The sequence below is a fragment of the Streptomyces sp. SID13666 genome, from assembly GCF_010548325.1.
GTDB classification, from domain to species: Bacteria; Actinomycetota; Actinomycetes; order Streptomycetales; family Streptomycetaceae; genus Actinacidiphila; species Actinacidiphila fildesensis.
Genome location: NZ_JAAGLX010000030.1, coordinates 39,922 through 63,571, shown reverse-complemented (window position 1 = coordinate 63,571; position 23,650 = coordinate 39,922). Strand labels below are relative to the sequence as shown.

The window sequence follows — 23,650 nt, the reverse complement described above, 5'->3', positions numbered from 1 at the left end:
AGACCCCGGCATATCCCCGGGCAGCGGCACCGTAGCGACCGCCGTCGGCCGCATCAACTCCACGACCCATAACCCCAGAATGCGCCATGACCAGCGGAAACGGCGTGAGAGGGTCCGGCACCCGGCCACGAGCCAGGATCGACGGGTGTGAGTAGTTGGCGGCGAATAGCCCCAACGCCCACCTGACCCCTGCCGTACAGAGGTCCCGGTGGATTTCCCTCCACCGGGACCTCACGCGTGCATGCGCTCAGCGGGCCGGAAGATCGATGATCGCGATGCCGTCCGGCTGCGCGAGGGCCAGGCGCGTTCCGTCGGAGTGCAGGGCCGCGACGGGCGTCGGGACATGGGTGGCTCCGTAGCTGCCCTCCCTCTGGGAGACCTCCACGTCGGGCCACTCATCCACCACGGCGCCCGTCGCGAGGTCGACCAGCCGTGGGTGCCCGTGGAGGGCGACGACCGTGTCGCCCCGGGCGATCAGCGTGCCGAGGGTGAAGTCGACGGCGCTTCGCCCGAGCCACCAGCCTTCCGCCAGCGACCACACACCCAACTGCCGGCGTTCCTTGCCGTCGTAGGCCCCGAACACCGCTGTCGCGATGGCCAGCCGGTCCCCGTCGAGCCAACAGGCGGAGACCACCTCGTCCTCGATGCCCCCGTCGGCGGGCAGCACGCCGCGGCCGTCGAGCACGGCGGAGTCCGTCAGCGCGTCGTCCAGGTCGAACACTTCGACAATCCCGTACGGATGCCACAACCAGCCGGCCGACAGCAGGTGCCTCCCATCCGGACTCACCGCCAACCGGGAGTGGAAGACGTCCCGGGGGTGGCGCTCACCGCGGGTGAGCCGTTCGCCCGTCTCCAGGTCCTCGATCTCCAGGACGCCGTACTGCTCCGGACAGTGCACCAGGACCTCGCGGCCGTCCCGCAACACCCCGACCGCCACGGGATAGTCGAATTCCCCGGCGTTATCGTCATCGCGCTCCAGCTCGCGGATCAGCTGATCGCCTTCGAGCACCAGCGCCTCGATGCCGCGCTCTGCGTAGACGACGGTGAAGCGGCCCGACGGGGAGACGAGACCCCGGTCGAACGGGAAGTCATGGATGAATGAGGAGGGACGCTCCACACCGTCGGCCCCCCACCGACGCCCGCCACCCACCACATCGAGCAGCTCGTCACCGTCCCACACCAGCGACTCGACCTCAGCCGTCGCCTCCAGAAACCGCGCGCCCGGCTCACCGTCCATGTTCATCACACCCAAGACCGTACGAGCCCCGCCATCCCAGACCAACCCGATTTACCGGCCAGCATCCGGAAGCCGGGCAGCTCCTCACGCCGCTGGAGCCGCCCGGCCGCCCGCTCGGTCCGCCAGCAGCAGGTAGACGCGGTTGCCCACGGCTGCGTCGGTGGTCCACAGCACCCTGAACCAGGTCAAAAGCCCGTAGCAGTACGCCCGGCAGGTGTTCACGCTGGCGTCGCCGACTATCAGATCCGTCGTCCACTCCGAGACCGGACCGACCGGCTGACCGACCACGTCCAGGAGGAGAAACGGTGCCTCCGGCTGATCCGTCCGCACCACACGACCGACCAGGACAGAGCCTGTACGTCCAGGCGCGGTGTTTGTGGGCCTCCGGCTGTGCCGTCGGAGCTGGGCGCTGACGCAGGAGCGCAGCTTGCGAGTAGGCGACGGCGCAGGCCGGGCACGTCGTCCAGAGCAGGATCGAGGACCGTGACATCGCCCGGGCACATGTTCAGTCGTGCGGTGAGCCGCCGTCAAAGCGGCGTCCATGGCCTTGTCGGGGCAGCTGCCCGCGGGGACCGTGCGGCGTTCTCGAGAGTGGCCAGCGGACGGGAGACGTACCGGGTCATGTACCAGGCCAGAGCCCGTCGAACCCCGCGTTCGGGTAGCGGTTGCACCGCGGCCGCGCAGACCCGAGGGTGCGTGCTGAACACCCTGAGTACCGCCTAGCCCCCTCCAGGGGCCTCTTCTTAACGGTGGCCAAAGCGAAGGCCTTTGCCACCGCGAAGGTCTCCGGCAGGAGATCCGAGGTGGACCCAGAGCCACGCCCCAGGCCCTGCTGTTCCAACGAGTCCACTCGGACGTTTCCCGACGGGGACCCGATGCTCGATTCGGTGATCTCGTCCCAGGCTTCTGCTGCGACGGGGCCGGGCGAGGTGGCGGACCGGTCATCGCTGGAGAGTCGGATCCCGCCGGCCATGGTGGAAGAGGCTCACGCTGGCCTCGAGGCTCTTGCAGCCGGCGGGACACCGCCGCGAACCCGGTTCGGGTGACCGGCGGCGACGGATACCCGCTCGGGTCGGAACAAGGGCGCGGCTGCGGGCTTCCTGGCAGGAAAGCCGAGCAACGTGGGAATCGACGACGGCTTCATCCGGTTCGCGAAATCGCGGGTGACCGTAGTACCTCGGAGCCCTTCCCGCTGACTCGGGACGAGTGCTCGATCGCGTGAAGGGGCTTTGCCCTCCGAGCATGCCCAGCTGATCCGACGGTGGCAGTTAATGCGCTCAGGGACCAAGGTCAGGGCACACAGAGATAAGTCACCCTCTTGTGCGAGCAATACCTTCACTTCCGTACCCGCGGCTTTAGCCGAGGGTCGGGGCACATGCCAACCGATCGGTTTGCCCTGTTACGGGGACCGGGGCTGCTTCCGGACTCACCGACGCGAGATCCGGAAGTCGTCAGACCCACCGGTCCGTCCCGAGTCCCCGTAGACGACCGATCGCACTGACTAGCAGGAGGAACGAGCCCGATCATGTCGCGTTCAGAGAAGCCGACCGTTGTTCTGGTGCATGGTGCGTTCGCGGACGCGTCCAGCTATTCCGCCGTCATTCCCGAGTTGCTCAAGCGAGGGCTGAATGTCGTTGCTCCGGCGGTTCCCAACCGCAGTCTGATCGGGGACGCCGCGTACGTGGCGTCGGTGGTCCGTCAGATCGACGGCCCGGTGGTACTGGTCGGTCACTCCTACGGTGGTGCCGTCATCACGGTGGCCGGTGTGGAGGAGAACGTCGAGGCGCTGGTCTACCTGTCGGGCTACGCGCTGGAGGTCGGCGAGAGTCTGGGTGAGTTGCAGGGCCGGTTCCCGGACTCGGATCTGGCGGCAGCGCTGGTGTACACGCCGTTCCCGGTCGAGGGTTCGGACGCTCCGGGTACGGATGTGTCGGTGGAGATCGACAAGTTCCCGGCGATCTTCGCGGCGGATGTCGAGCCGGAGCTGGCGAAGGTGCTGGCGGTCTCGCAGCGTCCCCTGGCCGCACAGGCGTTCGCGGACGTCGCTCCGGCCGCGGCCTGGAAGACGAAGCCCTCCTTCGGTCTGGTGTCGTCCTCGGACCACACCATCAACCCCGACGTGGAGCGCTTCGGCTACAAGCGTGCCGGCATGACCACCATCGAGGTCGACTCCTCGCACCTGGTCATGCTCGCCCACCCCAAAAAGGTCGTCGTCTTCATCGAGGAAGCCATCAAAGCCACCTCGAAGTAGCCCCTTCCTCCTCCACCGCCGGCTCTCTCTCCCGGCACGGCCCGCAAGCCGTGCCCACGGCGGCCCGCACGGCTTGCGGGCGAACCGTCCCGAGCAGAAGGACAACGATGAGTACATCGATCTCGCGTCGCACCATGACCCTGTCCGTGGTGGCCGGTGCGGCCGCAGCCCTCGGCGCCACTGGCATCGCCCACTCGGCCCCCTCCGAGACCTCGGCCGCCGCAAAGGCGTCCAAGCAGAGTAAGCAGCTTCCCACCATCGTGCTGGTGCACGGCGCCTTCGTCGACGCCTCCAGCTGGACTCCCGTAGTGCAGCTGCTCCAGCGCCAGGGCCACCGCGTCGTGGTTCCGCCGAACCCGCTGCGCAGCGTGGCAGGCGACGCCGCCTACGTGCGCAGCGTCCTGGACAGCATCGAGGGTCCGGTTCTGCTGGCGGGACACTCCTACGGCGGTTCCGTCATCAGCCGAGCCGCGGTCGGCCATGCCCAGGTCAAGGGGCTGGTCTACATCGCGGCCTTCGTCCCGGACGTCGGCGAGAGCGCCGCCGAGCTGAGCGACAAGTACCCGGGCAGTTCGCTTGCCGGGACCACCGTCGTCCAGAAGTATCCGCTGCCCGGCGGCGGGCAGGGCGATGAACTGGTCATCAGGCAGGACCTGTTTCCCCAGCAGTTCGCGGCCGGCGTTGCGAGGGTCACCGCCCGGACGATGGCCGTCGGACAGCGCCCGATCACCGTGGCGGCGCTGAATGAATCGGCCACTGCTGCGGCCTGGAAGAAGCTGCCCACCTGGTACCTCATCGCCACCGAGGACCGGAACATCCCGCCGAAGGCACAGCGCTGGATGGCCGCGCGGGCCAAGGCGCACACGGTCACCGTTCACGCACCGCACGCGGCCACGGTGAGCGCCCCGCGTGCAGTCGCCGATCTGCTCGACAAGGCCGCGCACGCCGTCTGCGCCGGTCACTGACCGCACACCGGACAGAGACGCCGGCCCCTTCCGAAGCGGACCCGGCACGCGAGAAGTAGCGCACGAGGGCGGTCGCGGACCGCCCTCGTGCGGGTCCGCCCCCTCCGGGCGAACGCGCGGCATGCCATCACCCTCCATCTGGCTTCGAGATAACTGACATCACAGACCATCGTGACGGGTGAGGAAGGGGCAGCCCGGGGCGCTGGTTGCAGATGTGTGACGAAAGAAGGTGCACATGTCCAGGACAAGCAAGCTCCCCACCCCGTCCCAGACGTCGAACCCCGCTCGGGACGTGTCCGGATGGCTGATCGCGCTGCTGGCCGTGGCCAGCGGCCTGACGGTCGCCAACCTCTACTACGCCCAGCCCCTGCTGTCCTCGCTGAGCGACGTCTTCGGCGTCAGCACGGCGGCGACCGGGTCCCTGATCACCCTCACTCAGGTCGGCTACGTCATCGGCATGCTCTTCCTGGTGCCGCTCGGTGATCGGCTGGAGAAGCGGCAGCTGGTTACCGTCCTGCTGTCAATCACGACCGTGGCACTCGTGGTAGCGGGCCTCGCCCCCAACTTCCCCGTGCTGCTCATCGCCTCACTGATCAGCGGGGCCACCTCGGTCGTCGCTCAGATCCTGGTGCCGTTCGCCGCGAACCTCGCGCCCGACCACGCCCGGGGGCGCGTTGTGGGGCGCGTCATGAGTGGTCTGCTCACCGGCATCCTGCTCTCCCGCACGTTGAGCAGCCTGGTCTCCGATATCACCAGTTGGCGGGTTGTCTTCCTCGGCTCCGCCGTCCTCATGGCCGTACTCGCGGTGGCCCTGCGCGCTGCCTTGCCGGAGCATGTCCCTACCACCTCGGTCCCGTACCACCACGTACTGCACTCCACATTCCAGCTCCTGCGCACGCATCCGGTGCTGCGGCGCCGCGGTTTGTATCAGGCAGCCATGTTCGCTGTCTTCAGCGCCTTCTGGACCACGGTTTCCTTCGTCCTGACCGGGCCCCGATTCCACTACTCCGCGGTCGGCGTGGGCGTCTTCGCCCTTGTCGGAGCCGCGGGTGCAGCCGTAGCCCCGCTCGCCGGGCACTGGGCCGACCGGGGACTGACGCGTCCCGCCACCGGCATTGCACTCATGGTCGCCGCGCTGGCCTTCGCCCTCGCGGGCTTCGGCGGACACAGCATCGTGCTGCTGGCCCTCGCCGCGATTCTCGTCGACGTGGCGGTGCAGACCACGCTGATCCTCGGTCAGCACACCATCTACGCCCTCGACCCCAGTGCCCGCTCCCGTCTCAACAGCGTCTTCATCGCGATGTTCTTCGCCGGTGGCGCGATCGGCTCCCAGCTCGGGACGGTCGTCTACGAAACGGCCGGCTGGAGCGGACTGACCCTGCTGGGCGGCGCCTTCCCGCTGATCGCCCTCGCCTACTGGGCCTTGGAACGGCGGCCGCAACAGATCATCGCCGGCTGACAACGGCCACGAGCAACGGCACAAGGAGCCTTCCGGCGCCGGTGCCGGGCGTGCGCTGTTGGAACATCCCCATGCGCCGCGGGGAAATCCGGTAGCACCGACCCGCCCTAGCCTCACCACAGAACAATCGCCCCACAGGAGGCGGATCATGAACATCAGCACCGAAGCTACGCTCAGCAGCCAGCCGAGGCTCCACCAGAAGGGCAAGGTGATCCAGGAGTTCGGGACGGTCAGGCAGTATCCCATCGGCCTGTCCTACGACGCCCGGATGTACTCCTGCCAGCGGCTGAACAAGGCCCTGGCGGACACCTCGATCCTGTACGGCCTGTACAAGAAGAGCCACTGGCTGATGCGCGGTGCGACCTTTTACCAGCTCCACCTGCTGCTGGACAAGCACGCGGGTGAGCAGCTCGAGCTGATCGACACCATCGCCGAACGCGTGCAGTCGCTGGGCGGCGTCGCGGTGGGAGACCCCCGGCACGTCGCCGAGATCACGTCGATCCCGCGGTCTCCGGACGGCGTCGAAGAGGTCCCGGCGATGCTCTCCCGTCTGCTGGAGGCCCACGAGACGATCCTCATCGACGCCCATGACGCCGCAGCCCGCGCCAACGAGATGGGCGACGACGGCACCAACGACCTGCTGGTCTCGCAGATTATCCGGACCGGCGAACTCCAGGCGTGGTTCCTCGCCGAGCATCTGGTCGACACCCCGCTGGTGCGCGTCTGAGCGGACGCCAGGGACCGCCACGGCCACCTAAGATGTCGCTCGGCCGGGTCCGCGGCCGCCGTCGCGTCGACGGGGAGCCCCCGATCAGGGAGCCATGATGGATCTGCGGCAGATGGAGGTCGTCGTCGCGGTGGCCGAAACGGGTACTTTCACGGCTGCGGCACGCCGACTGCACGTCGTGCAGTCGGCTGTGTCCGGCACGGTCAAGTCCCTGGAGCGAGAACTGGGCACCCTCCTGTTCGACCGCACCACGCACCGGGTCGCGCTGACCCCCGCCGGCGAAGCGTTCGTCCCTGCTGCCAGAACTGCCCTGCGCGCCGCGGAAATGGCCCAGGAAGCGGTCAGCGCAGTCCGGGGGCAGCTGCGGGGCCGCGTCTCGGTCGGCACTATGCAGGGGGTATGGGCGGGACTCCACCATGCCCTGGCGGCGCTGCGCAGCGAGCACCCGGGCGTGGTGGTCCAGCTACGGCAGGCCGCGGTTTCCGACATCCGTCAGGCGCTGCGGGACGGATCGGTCGACTTGGCCGTCGTGGCACTCGACCGTCAGCAGCAACGCGGTCTGACCACCCGACTGCTGTCCCAGGAGGAGATGGTGGTGCTCGCGGCGCCCACCCGCAGCTTCTCCGAGACGATGCCTGGCGGAGGTGTGGGACTCGACGATCTCACCGGACTGCCGCTGGTGGACTTCTCGCCGGGCTGGGCTATCCGCTACGCGGTCGACCGCTCCTTCCGAGCCGCGGGCGTCGACCGTGCCACCACCTTCGAGGTGAACGACATCGTCGCGGCCTCCGAACTGGTCCGCAACGACCTGGGCGTATGCATCGTGCCGGTGTCGATTGCGGACCGCTTCCCCGACCTGCGCCAGTACCGCATCGACCCGCACGCGCCTACCTGGAAGGTCATGGTGGTACACCCGCCCGGGGATCCGTCGCCGGCCGTCGCCGCGCTGCTGCGGCATCTCACCTGACGGACAATCGGCAGGCAATCGAGTGTGTGCGAGACCTCGGACTGTGGGACAAGAAGGTCGAGAACGCCTGCCGTCGGATGGGCATCCTCGACAACGCGAAGGCCGACCTCGATGCGCTCATGAAGCAGGTCGAGGATATCGCGGAGACCCTGGACCGTGAGCTGTGGTCGAGCGAACTGGCGGCTCACAAGCAGGAGATGGGCGAGGCGCTCACCCTCGGCGAAGACGAGACCACTCCCGAGTAGGGTCCTCTTCATGAGCGAGAATGAAGAGAGGCGCGCGGTCCCTTCTGGGACGTTCTGGCCGGCCGGACTCTCTTGCCCGCTGCGGCCAAGACGCTTGGGTGGGAGCTGATCGCTGTCGACCCCGATCAGGGAACCATCGAGGTGGCCTTTCAGGCCACGGAAGACTTCCTCAACCCCGTGGGAGTGGTGCAGGGCCGGTTCCTGGCCGCCATGCTCGACGACACGCTGGGCCCGGCACTGGTGGCGACTCTGCCCGACGGTCAGTCCGAACCCACGCTGGACCTTCACGTGCAGTTCCTGCGGCCGGCCGAACCGGGCCGGCTGATCGGGCGGGGCCGGATCGTCCAGCGCGGCAACGAGGTGTGCTTCCTCTCGGGTGAACTCCGCTCTGCTAATGGCAAGTTGGTTGCTGTAGCCACGGCGACTGCGCGCATCAAGACCATTTCTGCCGGGTCGAGCTGAACGAGCTGGAGCCACAGGTCCTCGTCGGAGGACAGCCGGCCCCGGTGCCCCCGCCGGCCGTCGTCCAACCGCTTTCGAAACGGACCCATTTCCTGAACAGAGCCAACCGGGCCTGCGAGTTGGATCCGCAGGCTCACGGCAGGCGCATCCAGCGCGGGCCATGCACGAGTGCCCGCCTTGGGCGCCCGTGCGGATCGTGCGGAGCCCGATCGAATCGGGGAGGCCGTACCCGCGTTGGTCACCAGTTCCGGATCAGCGGACGGCGCAGCCACCAGGTAACAGCCCGCCGCCACTACCAATGCCGCTGAGCCACGAAACCGCCGGACAGATCCCGAAACCGCACTGGAGTGCTAGTTCCCCGAGAGATCTCGGGCTGCGAATCAGCCGTGGTCGACTTGTGTACCGCAGAGCGCGGTATCCCGCCATTCGCGGGGAGACACACCGTAAGCTGCCCGGAAAACCCGGCTGAAATGGGTGGCACTTGTGAAGCCCCAGCGACCGGCTACCGCCGCGATGGTCCGGTTCCGCCGAGCCCGAAGCGTCAGGTCGCGTCTGCATTGCTCCAGTCGGCGGCGCCGGATCCACTGGCCGACCGTCCTGCCTTCGTTCTCGAAGAGCTTGTGCAGGTACCGCACCGAAATATGGTGGGCTTTGGCAATCACCTCGGGAGATAGATCTGTGTCGGCCAGATGCAGATCAATGAACTCCAGGATCCTTGGCACCAACGGCGACTGTGCGTCGGGTGTTACCGTCGCGTCGCTGACCAGTTGCTCCGTTGCGAGGGTGGCCAGCAGGTTCACGGCATGCCAGGCGAGCTTCGCACCGAGCGGCGGCTGGGCCGCCGAAGCGGTGTCGGCCAGGTCGGACAGGAGCGGCGACAACAGTGTGCCCAGCCAGGAGGCACGCGTGACAGGAGACCCCGCGAGCTGGTGCACGTCGGACTCCTTGAGCCTGAGCAGTTCACGCGGGACGAGGAACACCTTCGCGCGGAAATGCTCGGGGAAGTCCAGCGTCGGCGGATGGTGCGCGTCGTAGAAGCAGAGATCTCCCGGGCCGAGGAAGATATCCGCGGCATCCTGCACGAAGGGTGCGCCACCGCCTCCTCGGACACCTACGAAGAGATAGTCGCCGCTGTCACGGGCGATGAACCGCTGAGGGCCTCGACTACCGCCCGGGGCGCCCCGTTCCGGGTGCGGCCGCTTCTCCTGAAGCAACTGTGCAGGCGCCTCGTCTGTGATGACAATGTCGAGGCCCATGGGCATCCGGCACACTTTCTCGTGCCGCAGAGGCGGCTGTGGTGATCCCGTCGCGCCGCCCAGGGTCTCGAGGGTGCTGGTACTGAGCATCATCTGTTGGCGCCTCCGAACAGTATGTGAAGCGGCGACAGGGTCGAGCGTGGGGAATCCCCCTGTTTCGCGGATTTCCGCGGTCGGCCCGAACAGACGGCCATTCACTTCGCCGGGAGCGTAGGTCGGCAGGTGTGCAAAAGAAGTGAAAAAAGAGTGACGGAGCTCTGCTGCCTCGGACTCCGAGGCCGGTTGATGGCGTCGGCAGCAACGGCGGGAGAAGGGCCGTCGCGCGCGGCGACGATGGCCAGTGCCACGGGCAGGCGGCAGCGCCGGGCGGTGATCTCGTGGGCGTTCTCTCGGGGGCCAGACGCTCAGAGCCGAGACGCAGGGCGAGCGAAGCGTGGACGTCCGGGGTGCGGCAGTTCCAGGGGCAGCGGATCGGCTCCCGAAGCGATCAGGTTGGGCAGCCGGTTGCGGCTGGTGACCAGCGCCGGGCTGCCCGGCGAGACGGGGCAGCACGGGTGGACCTGCTCGGTGTCGGCGGAGTCGTCGAGGAGTACGAGAACCCGTCGGCCCGTCGGCAGACTGCGGTACAGGCCGGCGAGCGCGTCCACAGCGTCACTGCCTGCGCCTGCCTGAGGACCACTCGGTCCTCAAGCAGCCCGCAAGCGAACTGGACGCCGCGCAGCGGTGATTCGGCCTGGGCGCGTCTGTCGCCAGGCACATTCAACGAGCCCAGTTCGCCTGGCATGCAGCGGCGCGGCCTGACCATGCGAACCGGCAAACTCGCCATCGCCTACCATGCGGCGCTGTACCTCGCTGGCATCCTCATCGTGGCCCGAAGCTGCCCTATAGAGACAGAGCCGGCATCCTGCGCCGACGGTGGAACTTGTGCCTCCATCCCGGAGCCTGCCGCAGTGGCTGGGAGGGCGGTTCAGGTGGCGTGCAGGGCGGTGCGCAGGATGCTGGTGGCGAGTGTGATGGCGGCCTGGGCGGCGTGGGTGGGGCGCAGGGCGTTGAGCATCACGAAGTCGTGGATGATTCCCTGGAAGCGCACCGCCGTGACCGGGACGCCGGCCGCGCGGAGCTTGTTGGCGTAGGCCTCGCCCTCGTCGCGCAGGACGTCGGCCTCGCCGGTGATGACCAGCGCCGGGGGCAGCCCGGTGAGCTGCTCGCTTGTGGCGCGCAGCGGGGAGGCGGTGATCTGGGCGCGCTCGGCCTCGTCGGTCGTGTATTGGTCCCAGAACCACTGCATCCCGTCGCGGCGCAGAAAGTAGCCCTCGGCGAACTGGCGGTAAGAGCTGGTGCCGAAGTTCGCGTCGGTGACCGGGTAGAACAGCACCTGCTGCACCAAGGGGACGTCGCCGCGCTCCTTGGCCATCAGAGTCAAGGCGGCGGTCATGTTGCCGCCGACCGAGTCACCGGCCACCGCGAGGCGCGTGGGGTCCAGGCTCCTGGCTGCGTCCTGCTCGACGATCCACTCGGCGACCGCGTAGTTCTGCTCGATGGCGACGGGGTAGCGGGCCTCGGGGGAGAGGTCGTATTCGGGGAAGACCACGGCCGTGTCGGCGCCGACGGCGATCTCGCGGACCAGGCGGTCGTGGGTGTGGGCGCTGCCGAACACCCAGCCGGTGCCGTGGATGTAGAGGACGACCGGCAGGGTGCCCTCCGCGCCGGCGGGACGAACGATCCGCGCCCGGACGCAGCCCGTGGGGCCGCCAGTAACGGTGACCCACTCCTCGTCCACCGCCAACTTGCGGACGTCATCACCCGACTGAGCCTCCTCGATGGCCAAGCGCCCTTCGGAGGGCGACAGCTCGAAAAGGAACGGCGAGTTCGCCGTCGCCCTGGCGAATAGGGGTGCCACGGCCTCGAGAACTGGAGCGACGATACAGCCGGCGATGTCAGACATCTGATGTGCTCCTAGGTTGCGTGGGGGTGGCAACTCCGGCGGTCAACCAGCCCTGGCGGGCGCGGGAGTTGCCGCGCACACGCTAGGGCCGCAATGAGCTGGAGACATAGTCCGAGAGTGCACACATATGGATTCCTGGTGCACTGATATTCCCCATTGCAGATACGCAGGGGACCGTACGGAATTCCCCTCTGTCCCTGCGAGATCAGCACTGGTAGCGGCTCCGGCCGGGAGCGAGGATCAGTTGTCGGGGCGGCCCCTGGCCGCAATGCCAGGAAGTGGTTTCCGAATCGGCGTACGCCTGCTTTCGGCCGCTTACGCCAGGTCGTTCTGTCCACTCGTCGCAGATCCGTCCAGCTTGGCCTTGAGGCGATCCGCCTCTTCCGGCCGTTCGAGCTGTTCATACAAGGTTGCCGACTGCTGCCACGCAGAGCGGGCAGCGGGATGATCACCAGCGCCTTCGTGTGAATCGCCCAGGCGCTCCCAGAAAGTTGCTTGGTAGAAGTGTTCCCCGTAAGGAAGCGCCTTCAGAGCCCGATGGCAGCAGCTGATCGCTTGATGAAAATCGCCTAGCCCTAGGTATGCCAATGCCATGGTGTCAAAAGTGTAGGCTTCAACCTCGGGCTGACCGATCCTTTGTCCCAACTCGATAGCGCGATGGCACCACTTGATTGCCTCTGTATAGTTCCCGAGACGTGCGTGTATCCAGGCTATGCTACTGAGCCCAAGTGCTTCCGAAGAACGGAGGCCGGTCTGCCGAAACAGGTGTATCGCCGCCTCGGAATGACTGAGTGCGTCGTAGTAGCTTCCCTGTGCCTGAAGGAGAAAGCTCATCGCTCCATGAGTGAGCGCCTGCTCGGTCGGATCATCCAGCTCTCGGGCGGTAACAAAGGCCAGGTCAAGATGCTCACGGGCCTCGTCGAACTGTTTCAGTTCTGCCAGCGCCCGGGCCAGTTTGCGAAGAGTGGTTATCTCCCCGAGCAGGCTCCCGTCCAGACGCGCGGCCTCGACGGCGGTGCGCTGAGTTGCTGCCCATAGCTCCCAGCCCCCTTGGCTGTACAGGAAGTCCTGCAAACAGCAGGGCAGTTGCCAGGCCTGGGTGAAGAAGCCCGTATCCAGGGCGTGTGGGATCACCGCTGCCAGTGTGTCGCGCTCGGCGGTGAACCAAGCCAGGGAAGTGGGGCGGTCGGTGAAATGCCCAGGAACGGAGTCGGGCTGCGCCGGAGACAAGTCCAGACGGTTCTTCTTCGAGCCAAGTATTTGGTCTGCGGAATAGGCGGTATGGAGATAGTGATCGAGCATCCGCAGCTGCGCGGCCTGGCGTTCGGCCGGAGTGTCGTGTGTGGCGGTGAGTTCGACGGCAAATGTACGCAGCAGATGGTGCAGGCCGTAGCGGCCCGGCATCAGTTCGTTGAGGAGATGTGCGTCGGCGAGTTCGGCGAGCATGAGGCGGGCTCTGGCGATAGGGAGGGCTGTCAGAGCGGCGGCAGCCGCTGCCGCGATGCTGGGTCCCGGGTGCAGGGACAGAAGCCGGAACAGCCGGGCGCCGTCGGGCGGAAGGAGCTGATAGGAGCAGGTGAAGGCCGCACGGGCATCAGTCGTGGGATCGCTGCTGGAAAGCGCGTCCAGGCTGTTGTGCGTGTCCCGCAGTTCGGCAGCGATGGCTGCCAGCGGGAAATGCGGATGCCTTTGGGTCCGGGCCGCCACGATGGCCAGGGCCAGCGGCAGGCGTCCGCACTGCGTGATGATCTCGGCGGCGGCTTGCGGGTCGGCGGCCAGCCGCTCGGCGCCGGCGCGCAGAACCAATGACGTGTGGGCATCTGCGAACGAGGGCAGATCCAACGGCAGCGGAAGGACGCCCGCGGTGGTCAGCCCCGGCAGTGCGCTACGGCTGGTGATGAGCGTGAGGCAACCCACGGACGAGGCCAGCAAGGGGCGTACCTGGCCGGTCTCCCAAGCATTGTCCAGGACAACGAGGACCCGCCGGCCGTTCAGCAGGCTGCGGAACAAGCCCGCTCGTGCGTCGATATCCCTGGGTATGCGTTCCGGCGGGATGCCCAGCCCTTCCAGCATGTGGCGCAGTGCTTCCAGGGGCGGCATCGGATTTCTGGCAGGATCGAAGCCCCGCAGGTCTACGTAGAACTGGCCGTCCGGGAACTGGTCCGCCACCTGACCGGACCATTTCACAGCCAGTGTGGTCTTCCCGACGCCGGCCATGCCGCTGATCAGAACCGCGACGGGTGCCCCCGGTCCGGCCGACACCTTGTGGGTGATCTCTCCCAGGCGGCTGAGCTCCGCCCGCCTGCCCGCGAAGGTTCCCAGTTCGGCAGGCAGCTGCGCCGGACGCACCGTGGCTTCCGTCGCTCCCCTGCGAGCCTCTGGTGCCTCCGGCTCACGCTCCCCATCGGACGGTGGCCGCTGCTGACGGAGTACCTGCATGTGGGCGTCGCTCAGCTCAGGACCCGGGGAGACACCCAGTTCCTCGAGCAGTCGGTGCCTGATCTCTTCGAAGGCCACCAGAGCTTCTGCCTGGAACCCGGCGGCTGCCAGCGTCATGACGACTCTGGCGTGCAACGGCTCGTTCAGCGGATCCAGGGCGACGGCCCGGCGCAACCAGGACAGGACGTCGTCCGCCCGGTCGCACAGCAGTGCCGCGTCGGCAGCCAACTGCGCCGTGTGCACGAGTTCGCGCTCGATGGAGCTGAAGAGGGCGTGGGCCCGCACGGAAGGAGGAATGCCCATGGCCACCTCTCCCTGCCACAGGCCCAGCGCCTTGATGAAGTGGCTGACCGCTTCCTCGGTTCTGCCCGTGGCCACCGCTCGTGTGCCACCTTCGGTGAGACCTCGGAACTCCAGGAGGTCGAATTCCTCCTGCTCCACCTGCAGCACGTAGCCGCCCGCGCGACGGATCAGTCGCCGTCCTGGCGCCCGGGGTGCAAGCCCGGGCTCCAGCAGGCGCCGTAGCCCACCGACGTAGCGTCGCACCATGTTCACCGCACTGTCCGGCGGGTCTTCTCCCCAGAGCGCGTCGATGACCGTGCTCGTGCCCACGGGCCGTCCCGCTTGAGCGAGCAGCATGCTCAGCAGGGCACGCTGCTGGGGGAATCCCAGGTCGAGTTCCTTGTCCCCATCCCAGGCGCGCAAGGGGCCCAGTACCTCGAACCGCATCACCACATCCAGCTCCGTATCGCTTCGTGCACCAGACTCGGGAACCGCTTCAAACGCCGACACATGCAGCACAGCTCCCCTCCGGTCAGCCGTCGCTCAGGCGAACCGAGATCCGGGTGCAGCCACAAAGACCGGCCAGGCCAGCCGCTGGCGTGGCCCTGACAGTGGTCGACCAGGGGATCAGTAGAACGTTTCCACCTTCATCACGTCCAGTTCGTTCCGCACCGTGATCATGTCCGGTTCGTTCCCCAGTTCGTCGAGCATGGCCGGCACGAGCTGCCGGCCGGTGATGCTCGCTCTCGGGAACCCGGTAGATGCCCCGCCGGTACCCCGCCGGCGCTTCCACCGGAGCCTGGTGGGATTCCCCGCCTGCCGCAGCGAAAGTCGACAGCCCGTCTCTTCCCGGAGGGTGGTCGCCGAAGACGTCTACGAACTCATAGACAAAGCTTCTGACCTGTGCAAACGCCCTCTCCCGAAGATCATCTTGCACGGTTGTTGCACAAGCCGAACGGTGCAGGAGTCACGCGGCCCTGGTGTAGGCGCTCCGGACCGCGATGCGGACCTTGGAACCGGCTCCCACGACCCGGTGCACGTATTTACGCAGGGTAAACGCGGGATCGGCGTGTCCGAGTCGGTCCGCGAGCGTGTACACGTCTACCCCGCCGTTGATCATCATCGACGCGTACAAATATCTTGTGTCCGCAGAGGCCGTGTTCGCATGTCTCCGTGTAGCCATTGGACAGGTCGGCTGCCGACGCCGCGTTTGTGACGTTGGCACCGAGCCGGTGCAGCGCGTCGCCGACAAGCTGACCGCCTATGCCGCCTGCTACCGCCGCCACGTCATCGACCCGGCCACCCCGGGCACCTGGACAGCACGCCTGACCGGGGAGGCCGGGACCGTGGCGTACTGGCAGACGCTCTACCCGGGTACCGGACTGCCGGGCTGGCCGCCGTTGGCGTTCGTCTTCACCGGGGCCGGCCCCCAGGCGCTGGCGAACCGGATGCAGACCCTGGCTGACCTCACCCGCGAGCACTGGGCAGCGCAGAAGTACTGGTTCAGCGAGGACGACGACGGCTTCCTCGACTTCACCGGCACGGTTCCGCTGGTGCTCACGACGCTGGAGCGCTTGCAGCAGCACGGCCTGCACGGGCCGTCCTTCCGGCGCGTCGCGCAGGGCCGCGGCGAGTTCGAGCCGCTGCTGCAGGCGCTGACCGACACCCACACCAAGGCGGCCTACTGGCAGCGTGAACGGCCGCGTCGTGCAGCAGCCGAGGCCCGCCGGGAGGCCGAGCGGGCAGCACAACGCGTCCCACTGCAGCAGCAGCAGTGGGACGAGGACGACCAGGACGACCAGGACGAGCAGCAGGAAGAAGTGCAGTGCGCGACACCGGACTGCAGCATCCCGGTGAACGAGCCGGCCGACCCCTACGCTGAGGAAATTGGTGTTGCCGTCCCACCGGAGGACGGCGTCTACTGCTGGTCGTGCCGCCAGAACCAAGCAGCGCGCAATCGCGGACTACGCGGTGCGCGGCGCGGGCTGCGCAGGCAGCGTGTCCTCTGACAACGAACCTGGACCGATTGCCATCGAAGATGGACTGGTGCTGGCACCATCGGTTCACGTTGCGGCTTCGTTCCAGGCCAGCAGCTGGCGTCAGGCTCAGTTCAGTGCAGACGAAAAGCCCATGAGCAACCAAGCGCGAGGGAGGATACCGACATGATCCTCTTCATACCGGTGGCATTCCTCGCCGCGCTTGCGTTGGTCGTGTTCCTCCTACTCCAATGCCTCAAGGTTGCGTTGTTGGGGAACGAACGCTGGGCCGGATGGCGCCGTGCGGTTGTTGCTGCCGCCCTTGCGTGCGCTGCCACGGCCACTGCCTCCTACTCATTGGGGGCCATCGGATTGATGTCGACCGTGGCCGTGGCGCAGGACGGTGGGGCGGACTCAGCTCCGTTCCCCTACGACCACCCGTGCCGTTCCAAGATGCAGGGGGCGGTGGGGTATGACGTCCATTTCCTCAGCCTGCGTACCGTATGCGTCATGGAAGACGGAGAGCGGAGAGCCGTAGAGGACGTGCCACAGGGGGTTCGGATGACGGCAGCGGCATCGGTGGCCTGTACTGCCGTCTTGGCGGGGATCGCCTGGGCCGCCCGACCACGTGTCGCTGTGACGGCCTAACGCGCATCTGAGGCGACAGCTTCCAAGGCCCGTCCTGCGGTTGCGCGGAGAGACGGGACTGGACGTCGACCCGCTGACAGGGCTCAGCTGCGTTCCTCACGATCCGGTCCAAGTTTGCTGACAATCGGTCCAGGTTCGTTGTCAGCGGACACAGCGGGACAGCAGCGGCCGGGGGTAGCAGCGGGTGTCACGCCACCCTGTCACGCGGGGTGTCACGCCGCCTGTCACGCTACCCTGTGCTGCACCTCTGATCAGGGCGGATACCCCTCAACGCCCCCTTTGCAGCAGGGGGGGCGTGACAGCGTGACACTTCACGCGTCGACGGCGACGGCCTGGCGCTCGCGGATGACCGGCTCGGCTGCAATGCCGCGCTGCACCGCTGCACGCCAGATGTCCCCGGCCGGTGTCACCTGCGCCGCCAGTTCCTCGTACTCGGCCAGCGCCGCGTCTTCGGCCGGGTAGCGGAACGGCTTGGTTGGCAGCATGTCCGGGTGCTTGTCCCGCCAGTCCCGCAGCTTCCCGATCGCGTCCTCGCTGGTGTGCCAGCACGCGGCCGGCACCTGGCCCACCAGCGGGGCCGGCAGGCGGACCGTCACCCGCTCCGGCCAGCCGCCGTCCCGCGTCCCGGGCCAGCGGCCCGGGTTCTTCGCCTGCGCCGGCAACACCGGCCACTCCCGGTCCCAGCCGCGCGCCGCCAGCTCGGCCCGCACCCCGAACGCCACCAGGACGTCCAACTCCCCGCTCTCGTGCAGGTGCGCCCGGAACATCGCCCACTGCGCCCGCTTCGCCGCAGCCTCCCGGCCCGGCAGCCCGTCCCAGTCCCAGCGCGACGTCGTCGACAACGCCCTCGCCCGCTCCCGCTCGGCCTTGAACAGCGGCCGCATGTCGGCGAGCAGCTGCCTTGGTGCCGAACGCGACGCGGGCGGTGACGGTGGTGGTGCCGACCTCGGTCACGCCGGACATCATCCCGTCCCGGCCGCCCCGCCCGCCGTCGGATCACCCAGCCAGGCTCCGAGAGGATGCGGGCTTGGGGGTCCGGCCCGGTGAGGACCTGTGACCTGTGCACTGGGAGCCCTGTTTTGCCAGGTGGGCGTGCTGATCTGTGTACCTGTGTACCGGCGTCGTGGATGCCGGAGGTGGCTGGCCTCTGACGGGCGAGCTTGACCGTTTGCCAAGTGATCTTGACAGCCCGCCAAACCACTGCGGCCGGCGGCAACGGGTTGATGGCGCGTTGACCCGCGCTCTGCACCGCCACTTCGCGGGCTGGCAGGGCAAGGACGGGCGCACCCATCTGGTGTCGTCACGGTTACGGCCGCGGGACAGACGCTCTGTCCCGCGGGCCCAGGCCCCTCGGCTTTTCGAGGTCTGGCGCAAGGACGCGTAGTTCACGCTGGTCTGGCCAGCCGTCGCGCGGCGGGAGAAACCATCACATGCCTGGTCAGAGGGCACAAACAGAGACGACGGGCGGCGCTGTTAAGCGCACATCCAAGTGCGGAAGCTACAAGTTCCGGAGGGGATACGGACGGCGCTGCATGTTGAACAGCTCTCGGAAAGAAGCTGCCAGCCCAGAAGATGACGAGCCGGTGCCCTTACGGACGTCAGCTTCCTTCGCAACAAGGAGAAGCAGATGACGTCGCTTGAACCTGTAACCCTGTCACAGTCCGCTGCCCGTCACCTTGCCTGGCTGGCCGCCGTGACTGGGTTTGTGGCCATCGTCGCCGTGGCCGTCCTCGCCCTGACCGGTCACGCCGCCGCAGCGGCCGCCGTGGGAGGCATCGGTGGCGGGGTGAGCGCAGCCACCAGCATCCACGTATCCGTTCGCGTTCGGCGCTGAGCCGCCATCCTCTTTTTCGGACCCCGGGGTTCTGCGCCCGGGGTCGCCCTGGATCAGGTGGTCAAGACCCTGTGGTAAACGGTCAAGATCGCTTGTCACCAGGTCAGTGGCCTGACCTGGTGACACAGATGAACAGCGACGCGGCTGCAGCTCACCACCTGGGGAAACAGGGGTTCGATGACACAGCTCGTACTGTTCGGGCGGTATCTGTGTCATGGGGTTATCAGAGCCGTACGGTCTCCCGCCGGCGGCCGTCCCGGCCGCTGGCGCATCACCCGGCGGGGCGAGGGGTTCGGGTGGGGCGGGCCCTTCCGCTGCGGACGGCTCGTGTCCGAACGCATTGGCCGGGGGCGGCAGCCCAGCGAGCAGCGCCTCTACGCGCTCGGGATCGGTGTGCCCGATCTGACGCAGCGCATGGTTCCCGATCCGCTCCCGCTCCCGGCCTTCGGACACAGAGCCCCGCGTCAGAGCCCTGCTGCTTCGCGCAGACCGGCGGCCGTCTTCGAGGAGTCGTAGTCGGCGGGGACGCCCTCGACCAGAAGGACCTCGCCCGCGATGTGGCGGGTGCGCAGCGGGAGTATGGCCTGGTAGGCGTCGGAGTCGTACCAGGCGCGGGCCCGCTCGATGTCTGGGAAGCCGATCACGACGACGGTGCCGGGGAAGGGGCCCTCCACCACCTCGACCTCCTTGCCGTGCACGAGGAAGCGGCCCTCGTAGAGGTCCATGGTCGACTGGATCCGCTCGATGTATTCGAGGATGTCCTCGTTCATCGTCTCGGGGCGGATGTGGGCGATGGCGTACGCGGTCATGGTCTGCTCCCCGGTCGACCGGCCCGTCGGTCAGGGCCCGTTGATCCAATTCTGTCAGCGCGGCCGCAACGATTGTCTCCGGGGTCCGAGCGCATCCGGGCCCTGGCAGCCAACCCGGACCCCGGGACGCGGCCGCACCCCTAACGCCACCAGTCCGTCCAACGCGTCGGTCAGCTCCCCGGCCTCGCGCAGGTGCGCCCGGCACATGGCTTCTGCGCCCGCTTTACCGCAGCCTCCATGCCGGGCAGACCGTCGTAGTCCCACTGCGCCGACGTCGACAGCACCCGCGCTCTGGTGCGCTCGCCTTTGAACAGCGGCCGCATGTCGGCGAGATGCTGCTTGGTGCCGTACCTCCCGCCCAGCGCCGCCCAAGAAACCTCAGCTCACATCTCGACAGATTCCGGATCGGTCCCCGCTAATCCATCCCATGTCCTGTGTCGGCTTCACGGCGAGGACACTTCGCCGAACGCTGAGGAGAGCTGTGTGCTCCGGACGTGACCTGCTGGGCAGCGGTGATCATTGGAGTTGGCGGGTGCCGAACAGTGACAGGACCCCGCCCGGCTCCGGCCGGCCGGAGCCGTTGGGCCGTCGGACCGGGAGGAGAGAGTCGCTGCTCCGCCATCCTCGTCACCAGCCGCATCGACGAGCGTTCCGACCGCGCGCGGCATTGACGCCGATCAGCTGATCAGGGACCGCGCTGGGCGGGAGACCCGCACAGCAAGCGGCGACCGAAGCGGCGGATCCTGCTTCCTCGCAGTTGCACGCCGCTGACCGCGGACACCTTCCAGGGGCTGCTGAAGATGCTGCGGGGCATCTCGGCGGCCGTCCACGGTTGCCGGCCATCCCGTCATGTTGCGTGACGGGGGAGCGGTGTGGGCTGTGCGCGGTGTGGGGGCGGGCTTTGTCAGCGCTGCCGTGTCGAACGTATTGACACGCTAATTGTGAGCGTTAACAATCGCCATGCGGGCGCCGACTGCTACCTGCGGGCAGGCGACACATGCTCATGCGAAGGACTGTGACTTCACCATCACCATCTACTGCGACGGTAGGACCGGCATCTGGATGTGCCTGGATGTGCATGGACAAAGTCGAATTCCGCAAGCTGTAGCACCACCCGCGGCAGTCGGTTGAAATCCACCACCCCTTGTGCGCAAATCCTTGGCCGCCGTACTCCCCGACACCCGTCACCACCGACCGCGTCCCCCAGTAGAACATGACTGCTGGTGGACACAGCGAACGTGACGCGACCTCTCGACGTTGGTCGCATCGCCAGGCAGCGCCTCGTGCGCTGCCCACCAACCCGAGTCCCCGACTTCGTCTCTCATGAACCATGGAGTTCACCTTGTCGGTTCACCCCTTCAGCCGCCGCGCCGTGATCAAAGCAACCGGCGTCGCGGCCGTGGCCGTGGCGGCCGGCCCCGTCATCGGCCGCGCTTCCGCCGCGGCGGTGACATCTCCGGTCAGATCCGATATCGGAGTGTCGATCCTCCCGTTCGACCTGAGTCAGGTCCGGCTCACCAGCAGTCGATGGCTCGACAATCAGAACCGCACTCTGGCCTACCTCCGCTTCGTCGACGTCGACCGCCTGCTGTACAACTTTCGCGCCAACCACCGGCTCTCCACCAACGCCAGTGCCCCGACCGGCGGTTGGGACGACCCGTCGTTTCCCTTCCGCACCCACGTGCAGGGCCACTTCCTCACGGCGTGGTCCCAGGCCTACGCCTCGCTCGGAGACACCACCTGCCGCGACAAGGCGAACTACCTGGTGGCCGAACTCGCCAAGTGCCAGACCAACAACCCGACCGCCGGCTTCTCCGCCGGCTACCTCTCGGGCTTCCCCGAGGCGGACTTCGCCAGCCTCGAAGCAGGCACCCTGAACAACGGCAACGTTCCGTACTACTGCGTCCACAAGACCATGGCAGGTCTGCTCGACGTGTGGCGCCTCATGGACAACACGCAGGCCCGCGACGTGCTTCTCGCGCTCGCCGACTGGGTCGACCGACGCACCGCCACGCTCAGCCACAGCACGATGCAGTCGTTGATGGGCGTCGAGTTCGGCGGCATGAACGAGGTGCTGGCCGACATCTACCAGCAGACCGGCAATGTACGCTGGCTGACCGCTGCGCAGCGGTTCGACCATGCCGCTGTCTTCGACCCCCTCGCCGCGAACCTGGACCAGCTCGACGGCCTGCACGCCAACACGCAGGTGCCCAAGTGGATCGGTGCCGTCCGCGAGTACAAGGCCACCGGGACGACCCGCTACCGCGACATCGCCACCAACGCCTCGACGATCACCACCGGCTCACACACCTACGCCATCGGCGGCAACAGCCAGGCGGAACACTTCCGGGCCCCGAACGCCATCTCCGGCTACCTCGCGGCCGACGCCTGCGAGCTCTGCAACTCCTACAACATGCTCAAGCTGACCCGGGAACTGTGGCAGCTGGACCCCGACCGGGCCCCGTACTTCGACTTCTACGAGAAGGCGCTGCTCAACCATGTCATCGGCGCCCAGAACCCGGACGACCCGCACGGCCACATCACGTACTTCACCTCCCTCAACCCGGGCGGCCGCCGCGGCAAGGGCCCGGCCTGGGGCGGCGGCACCTGGAGCACCGACTACGGCACGTTCTGGTGCTGCCAGGGAACGGGCATGGAGTCCAACACCAAGCTGATGGACTCCATCTACTTCCACGACGGCACCACCCTCACGGTGAACCTGTTCTTCCCCTCCGTCCTGAACTGGACCCAGCGAGGCATCACGGTCACCCAGACCACCTCCTACCCGGCCGGCGACACCACGACGCTCCAGGTCGCCGGCAGTGTCGGCGGGACGTGGTCGATGCGTGTCCGCATCCCCGCCTGGACCTCGGGCGCCACCGTCAGCGTCAACGGCGTCGCCCAGAGCGTCACGGCCAACCCGGGCACCTACGCCACTCTCACCCGGTCCTGGGCTCCCGGCGACACCGTCACCGTTAAGCTCCCCATGCGGGTGGCCCTCCAGGCCGCCAACGACAACTCCGGTGTCGCGGCGATCACCTACGGCCCCGCCGTCCTCGTCGGCAACTACGGCAGCACCGCACTGTCCTCCCTCCCGGCCCTGGACCCCGCCTCGATCACCCGGACCAGCAGCACAGCGCTCGCCTTCACGGCCACCGCCAACGGAGCGAAGGTCAACCTCGCCCCGTTCCACAACGCCCAGGGCTTCAACTACACCGCCTACTGGCGGACCGACAGTCCCAGCGTCCGTCTCGTCAACGCGGCCAGCGGACTCGTCCTCGGCATCCAGAACATGTCCACCACCGACGGCGGCCTCGCGCTGCAGTGGGCCGACACCGGTACCGCCGACCACAACTGGGTCCTCATCGTCGACGGCACCGCACTGCGGCTGCGCAACCTCAACAGCGGCAAGGTCCTCGGCGTGAAGGACATGTCCACCACCGACAACGCCGCGATCCTCCAGTGGGCAGATACCGGCACCGCCGACCACCGGTGGACCGTCGTCGACGCCGGCAACGGCTATCACAAGCTGCAGAACGTCCACACCGGCAAGCTGCTCGGCATCGCAGGCAACTCCACCGCCAGCGGCGCGGCAGCCGTGCAGGTGTCCGACACCGGCGCGGCGGCCAGCCAGTGGCAGTTCGCCCCCGACGGTGCCAGACGCATCCAGAACCTCGCCAGCGGGCGGGTCCTCGGCATCCAGAACATGTCCACCGCCGACGGCGGCCTCACCGTCCAGTGGGACGACAACGGCACCGCCGACCATCTCTGGACGGCCGTCATCGATACCGGCGGCTACCTGCGTCTGCGCAACTCCAACAGCGGCAAGGTCCTCGCCGTGGAGAACGGCGGCACCGCCAACGGCGGGCGGATCGTCCAGTGGGCGGACACCGGCTCCGCCGACCACCGGTGGCGGCTGCGCCACGGCGGCGGCGACGCCTTCAGGATTCAGTGCGCCAACAGCGGCCGCGTCCTCGGCGTCGCCAGCGCCTCCACGGCCCAGGGCGCCCAGGCCGTCCTCTGGGACGACAACGGCACCGGCGACCACCTGTGGCGATTCATCTGAGCCGGCGCGCAACCGGCGGTCCGCCGCCCCCCCCGGACCCCGGGCATGTCGAGGTGGCGATGACGGCCTGGACGACCGCCTC

General features: G+C 67.7%; 18 protein-coding genes. 10 read left to right on the top strand and 8 right to left on the bottom strand.

The window, feature by feature from the left end:
- Window positions 1-247: 247 nt before the first annotated feature.
- Together G3I60_RS30145 and G3I60_RS30140 are read right to left on the bottom strand one after the other, a co-directional pair.
- The gene (locus G3I60_RS30145; protein ID WP_239070425.1) at window positions 248-1,243 is read right to left on the bottom strand and encodes a hypothetical protein; all 996 of its coding nucleotides are present in this window, start codon (window positions 1,241-1,243) and stop codon (window positions 248-250) included.
- Window positions 1,244-1,321: 78 nt separating this feature from the next.
- Complete coding sequence (locus G3I60_RS30140; protein ID WP_164298621.1) at window positions 1,322-1,525, bottom strand: hypothetical protein; 204 nt, start codon at window positions 1,523-1,525, stop codon at window positions 1,322-1,324.
- Between the two features lie 1,237 nt (window positions 1,526-2,762).
- On the opposite strand from G3I60_RS30140, the gene G3I60_RS30135 reads away from it, so the two are divergent.
- The 7 genes from G3I60_RS30135 to G3I60_RS30105 all read left to right on the top strand — a co-directional run bounded on the left by G3I60_RS30135 (window position 2,763) and on the right by G3I60_RS30105 (window position 8,313).
- Complete coding sequence (locus G3I60_RS30135; RefSeq protein ID WP_164298623.1) at window positions 2,763-3,488, top strand: alpha/beta fold hydrolase; 726 nt, start codon at window positions 2,763-2,765, stop codon at window positions 3,486-3,488.
- 107 nt (window positions 3,489-3,595) lie between these two features.
- Window positions 3,596-4,453, top strand: coding sequence for an alpha/beta fold hydrolase (locus tag G3I60_RS30130; protein ID WP_239070414.1), 858 nt, complete (start codon window positions 3,596-3,598; stop codon window positions 4,451-4,453).
- A gap of 235 nt (window positions 4,454-4,688) precedes the next feature.
- Complete coding sequence (locus G3I60_RS30125) at window positions 4,689-5,912, top strand: MFS transporter (RefSeq protein WP_164298625.1); 1,224 nt, start codon at window positions 4,689-4,691, stop codon at window positions 5,910-5,912.
- A gap of 148 nt (window positions 5,913-6,060) precedes the next feature.
- Window positions 6,061-6,639, top strand: coding sequence for a Dps family protein (locus G3I60_RS30120; protein WP_164298627.1), 579 nt, complete (start codon window positions 6,061-6,063; stop codon window positions 6,637-6,639).
- A gap of 97 nt (window positions 6,640-6,736) precedes the next feature.
- A complete protein-coding gene (locus G3I60_RS30115; RefSeq protein WP_164298629.1) occupies window positions 6,737-7,606 on the top strand; it encodes a LysR family transcriptional regulator in 870 nt (289 codons plus the stop codon).
- A gap of 26 nt (window positions 7,607-7,632) precedes the next feature.
- Window positions 7,633-7,851, top strand: coding sequence for a hypothetical protein (locus G3I60_RS30110; protein ID WP_164298631.1), 219 nt, complete (start codon window positions 7,633-7,635; stop codon window positions 7,849-7,851).
- A 72-nt stretch (window positions 7,852-7,923) separates the two neighbouring features.
- A complete protein-coding gene (locus G3I60_RS30105) occupies window positions 7,924-8,313 on the top strand; it encodes a PaaI family thioesterase (protein ID WP_239070412.1) in 390 nt (129 codons plus the stop codon).
- A 380-nt stretch (window positions 8,314-8,693) separates the two neighbouring features.
- Here G3I60_RS30105 and G3I60_RS30100 read toward each other — a convergent pair whose 3' ends face one another.
- The 4 genes from G3I60_RS30100 to G3I60_RS30085 all read right to left on the bottom strand — a co-directional run bounded on the left by G3I60_RS30100 (window position 8,694) and on the right by G3I60_RS30085 (window position 14,754).
- On the bottom strand, window positions 8,694-9,662 hold the full coding sequence (locus G3I60_RS30100) for a helix-turn-helix domain-containing protein (protein ID WP_164298633.1): 969 nt from the start codon (window positions 9,660-9,662) through the stop codon (window positions 8,694-8,696).
- A gap of 311 nt (window positions 9,663-9,973) precedes the next feature.
- Entirely contained in the window at window positions 9,974-10,216 is a 243-nt protein-coding gene (locus G3I60_RS30095; protein ID WP_164298635.1) for a hypothetical protein, read from the bottom strand.
- 320 nt (window positions 10,217-10,536) lie between these two features.
- A complete protein-coding gene (locus G3I60_RS30090; protein WP_164607995.1) occupies window positions 10,537-11,514 on the bottom strand; it encodes an alpha/beta hydrolase in 978 nt (325 codons plus the stop codon).
- 315 nt (window positions 11,515-11,829) lie between these two features.
- The gene (locus G3I60_RS30085; RefSeq protein WP_164298639.1) at window positions 11,830-14,754 is read right to left on the bottom strand and encodes a BTAD domain-containing putative transcriptional regulator; all 2,925 of its coding nucleotides are present in this window, start codon (window positions 14,752-14,754) and stop codon (window positions 11,830-11,832) included.
- Between the two features lie 713 nt (window positions 14,755-15,467).
- Between G3I60_RS30085 and G3I60_RS30075 the strand changes: the two genes are divergently transcribed.
- Complete coding sequence (locus G3I60_RS30075) at window positions 15,468-16,244, top strand: hypothetical protein (protein ID WP_164298641.1); 777 nt, start codon at window positions 15,468-15,470, stop codon at window positions 16,242-16,244.
- Window positions 16,245-17,170: 926 nt separating this feature from the next.
- On the opposite strand, the gene G3I60_RS30070 is transcribed toward G3I60_RS30075, so the two are convergent.
- On the bottom strand, window positions 17,171-17,743 hold the full coding sequence (locus G3I60_RS30070; protein WP_164298643.1) for a hypothetical protein: 573 nt from the start codon (window positions 17,741-17,743) through the stop codon (window positions 17,171-17,173).
- 743 nt (window positions 17,744-18,486) lie between these two features.
- Between G3I60_RS30070 and G3I60_RS30065 the strand changes: the two genes are divergently transcribed.
- A complete protein-coding gene (locus G3I60_RS30065) occupies window positions 18,487-18,693 on the top strand; it encodes a hypothetical protein (RefSeq protein WP_164298645.1) in 207 nt (68 codons plus the stop codon).
- Between the two features lie 464 nt (window positions 18,694-19,157).
- Here the strand turns inward: G3I60_RS30065 and G3I60_RS30060 are convergent, their stop codons facing one another.
- The gene (locus G3I60_RS30060) at window positions 19,158-19,502 is read right to left on the bottom strand and encodes a DUF1330 domain-containing protein (protein ID WP_164298647.1); all 345 of its coding nucleotides are present in this window, start codon (window positions 19,500-19,502) and stop codon (window positions 19,158-19,160) included.
- Between the two features lie 1,330 nt (window positions 19,503-20,832).
- Here G3I60_RS30060 and G3I60_RS30055 point away from each other — a divergent pair.
- Window positions 20,833-23,568: a beta-L-arabinofuranosidase domain-containing protein gene (locus G3I60_RS30055; protein ID WP_164607993.1), complete on the top strand. Its 2,736-nt coding sequence runs from the start codon at window positions 20,833-20,835 to the stop codon at window positions 23,566-23,568.
- Window positions 23,569-23,650: the final 82 nt, after the last annotated feature.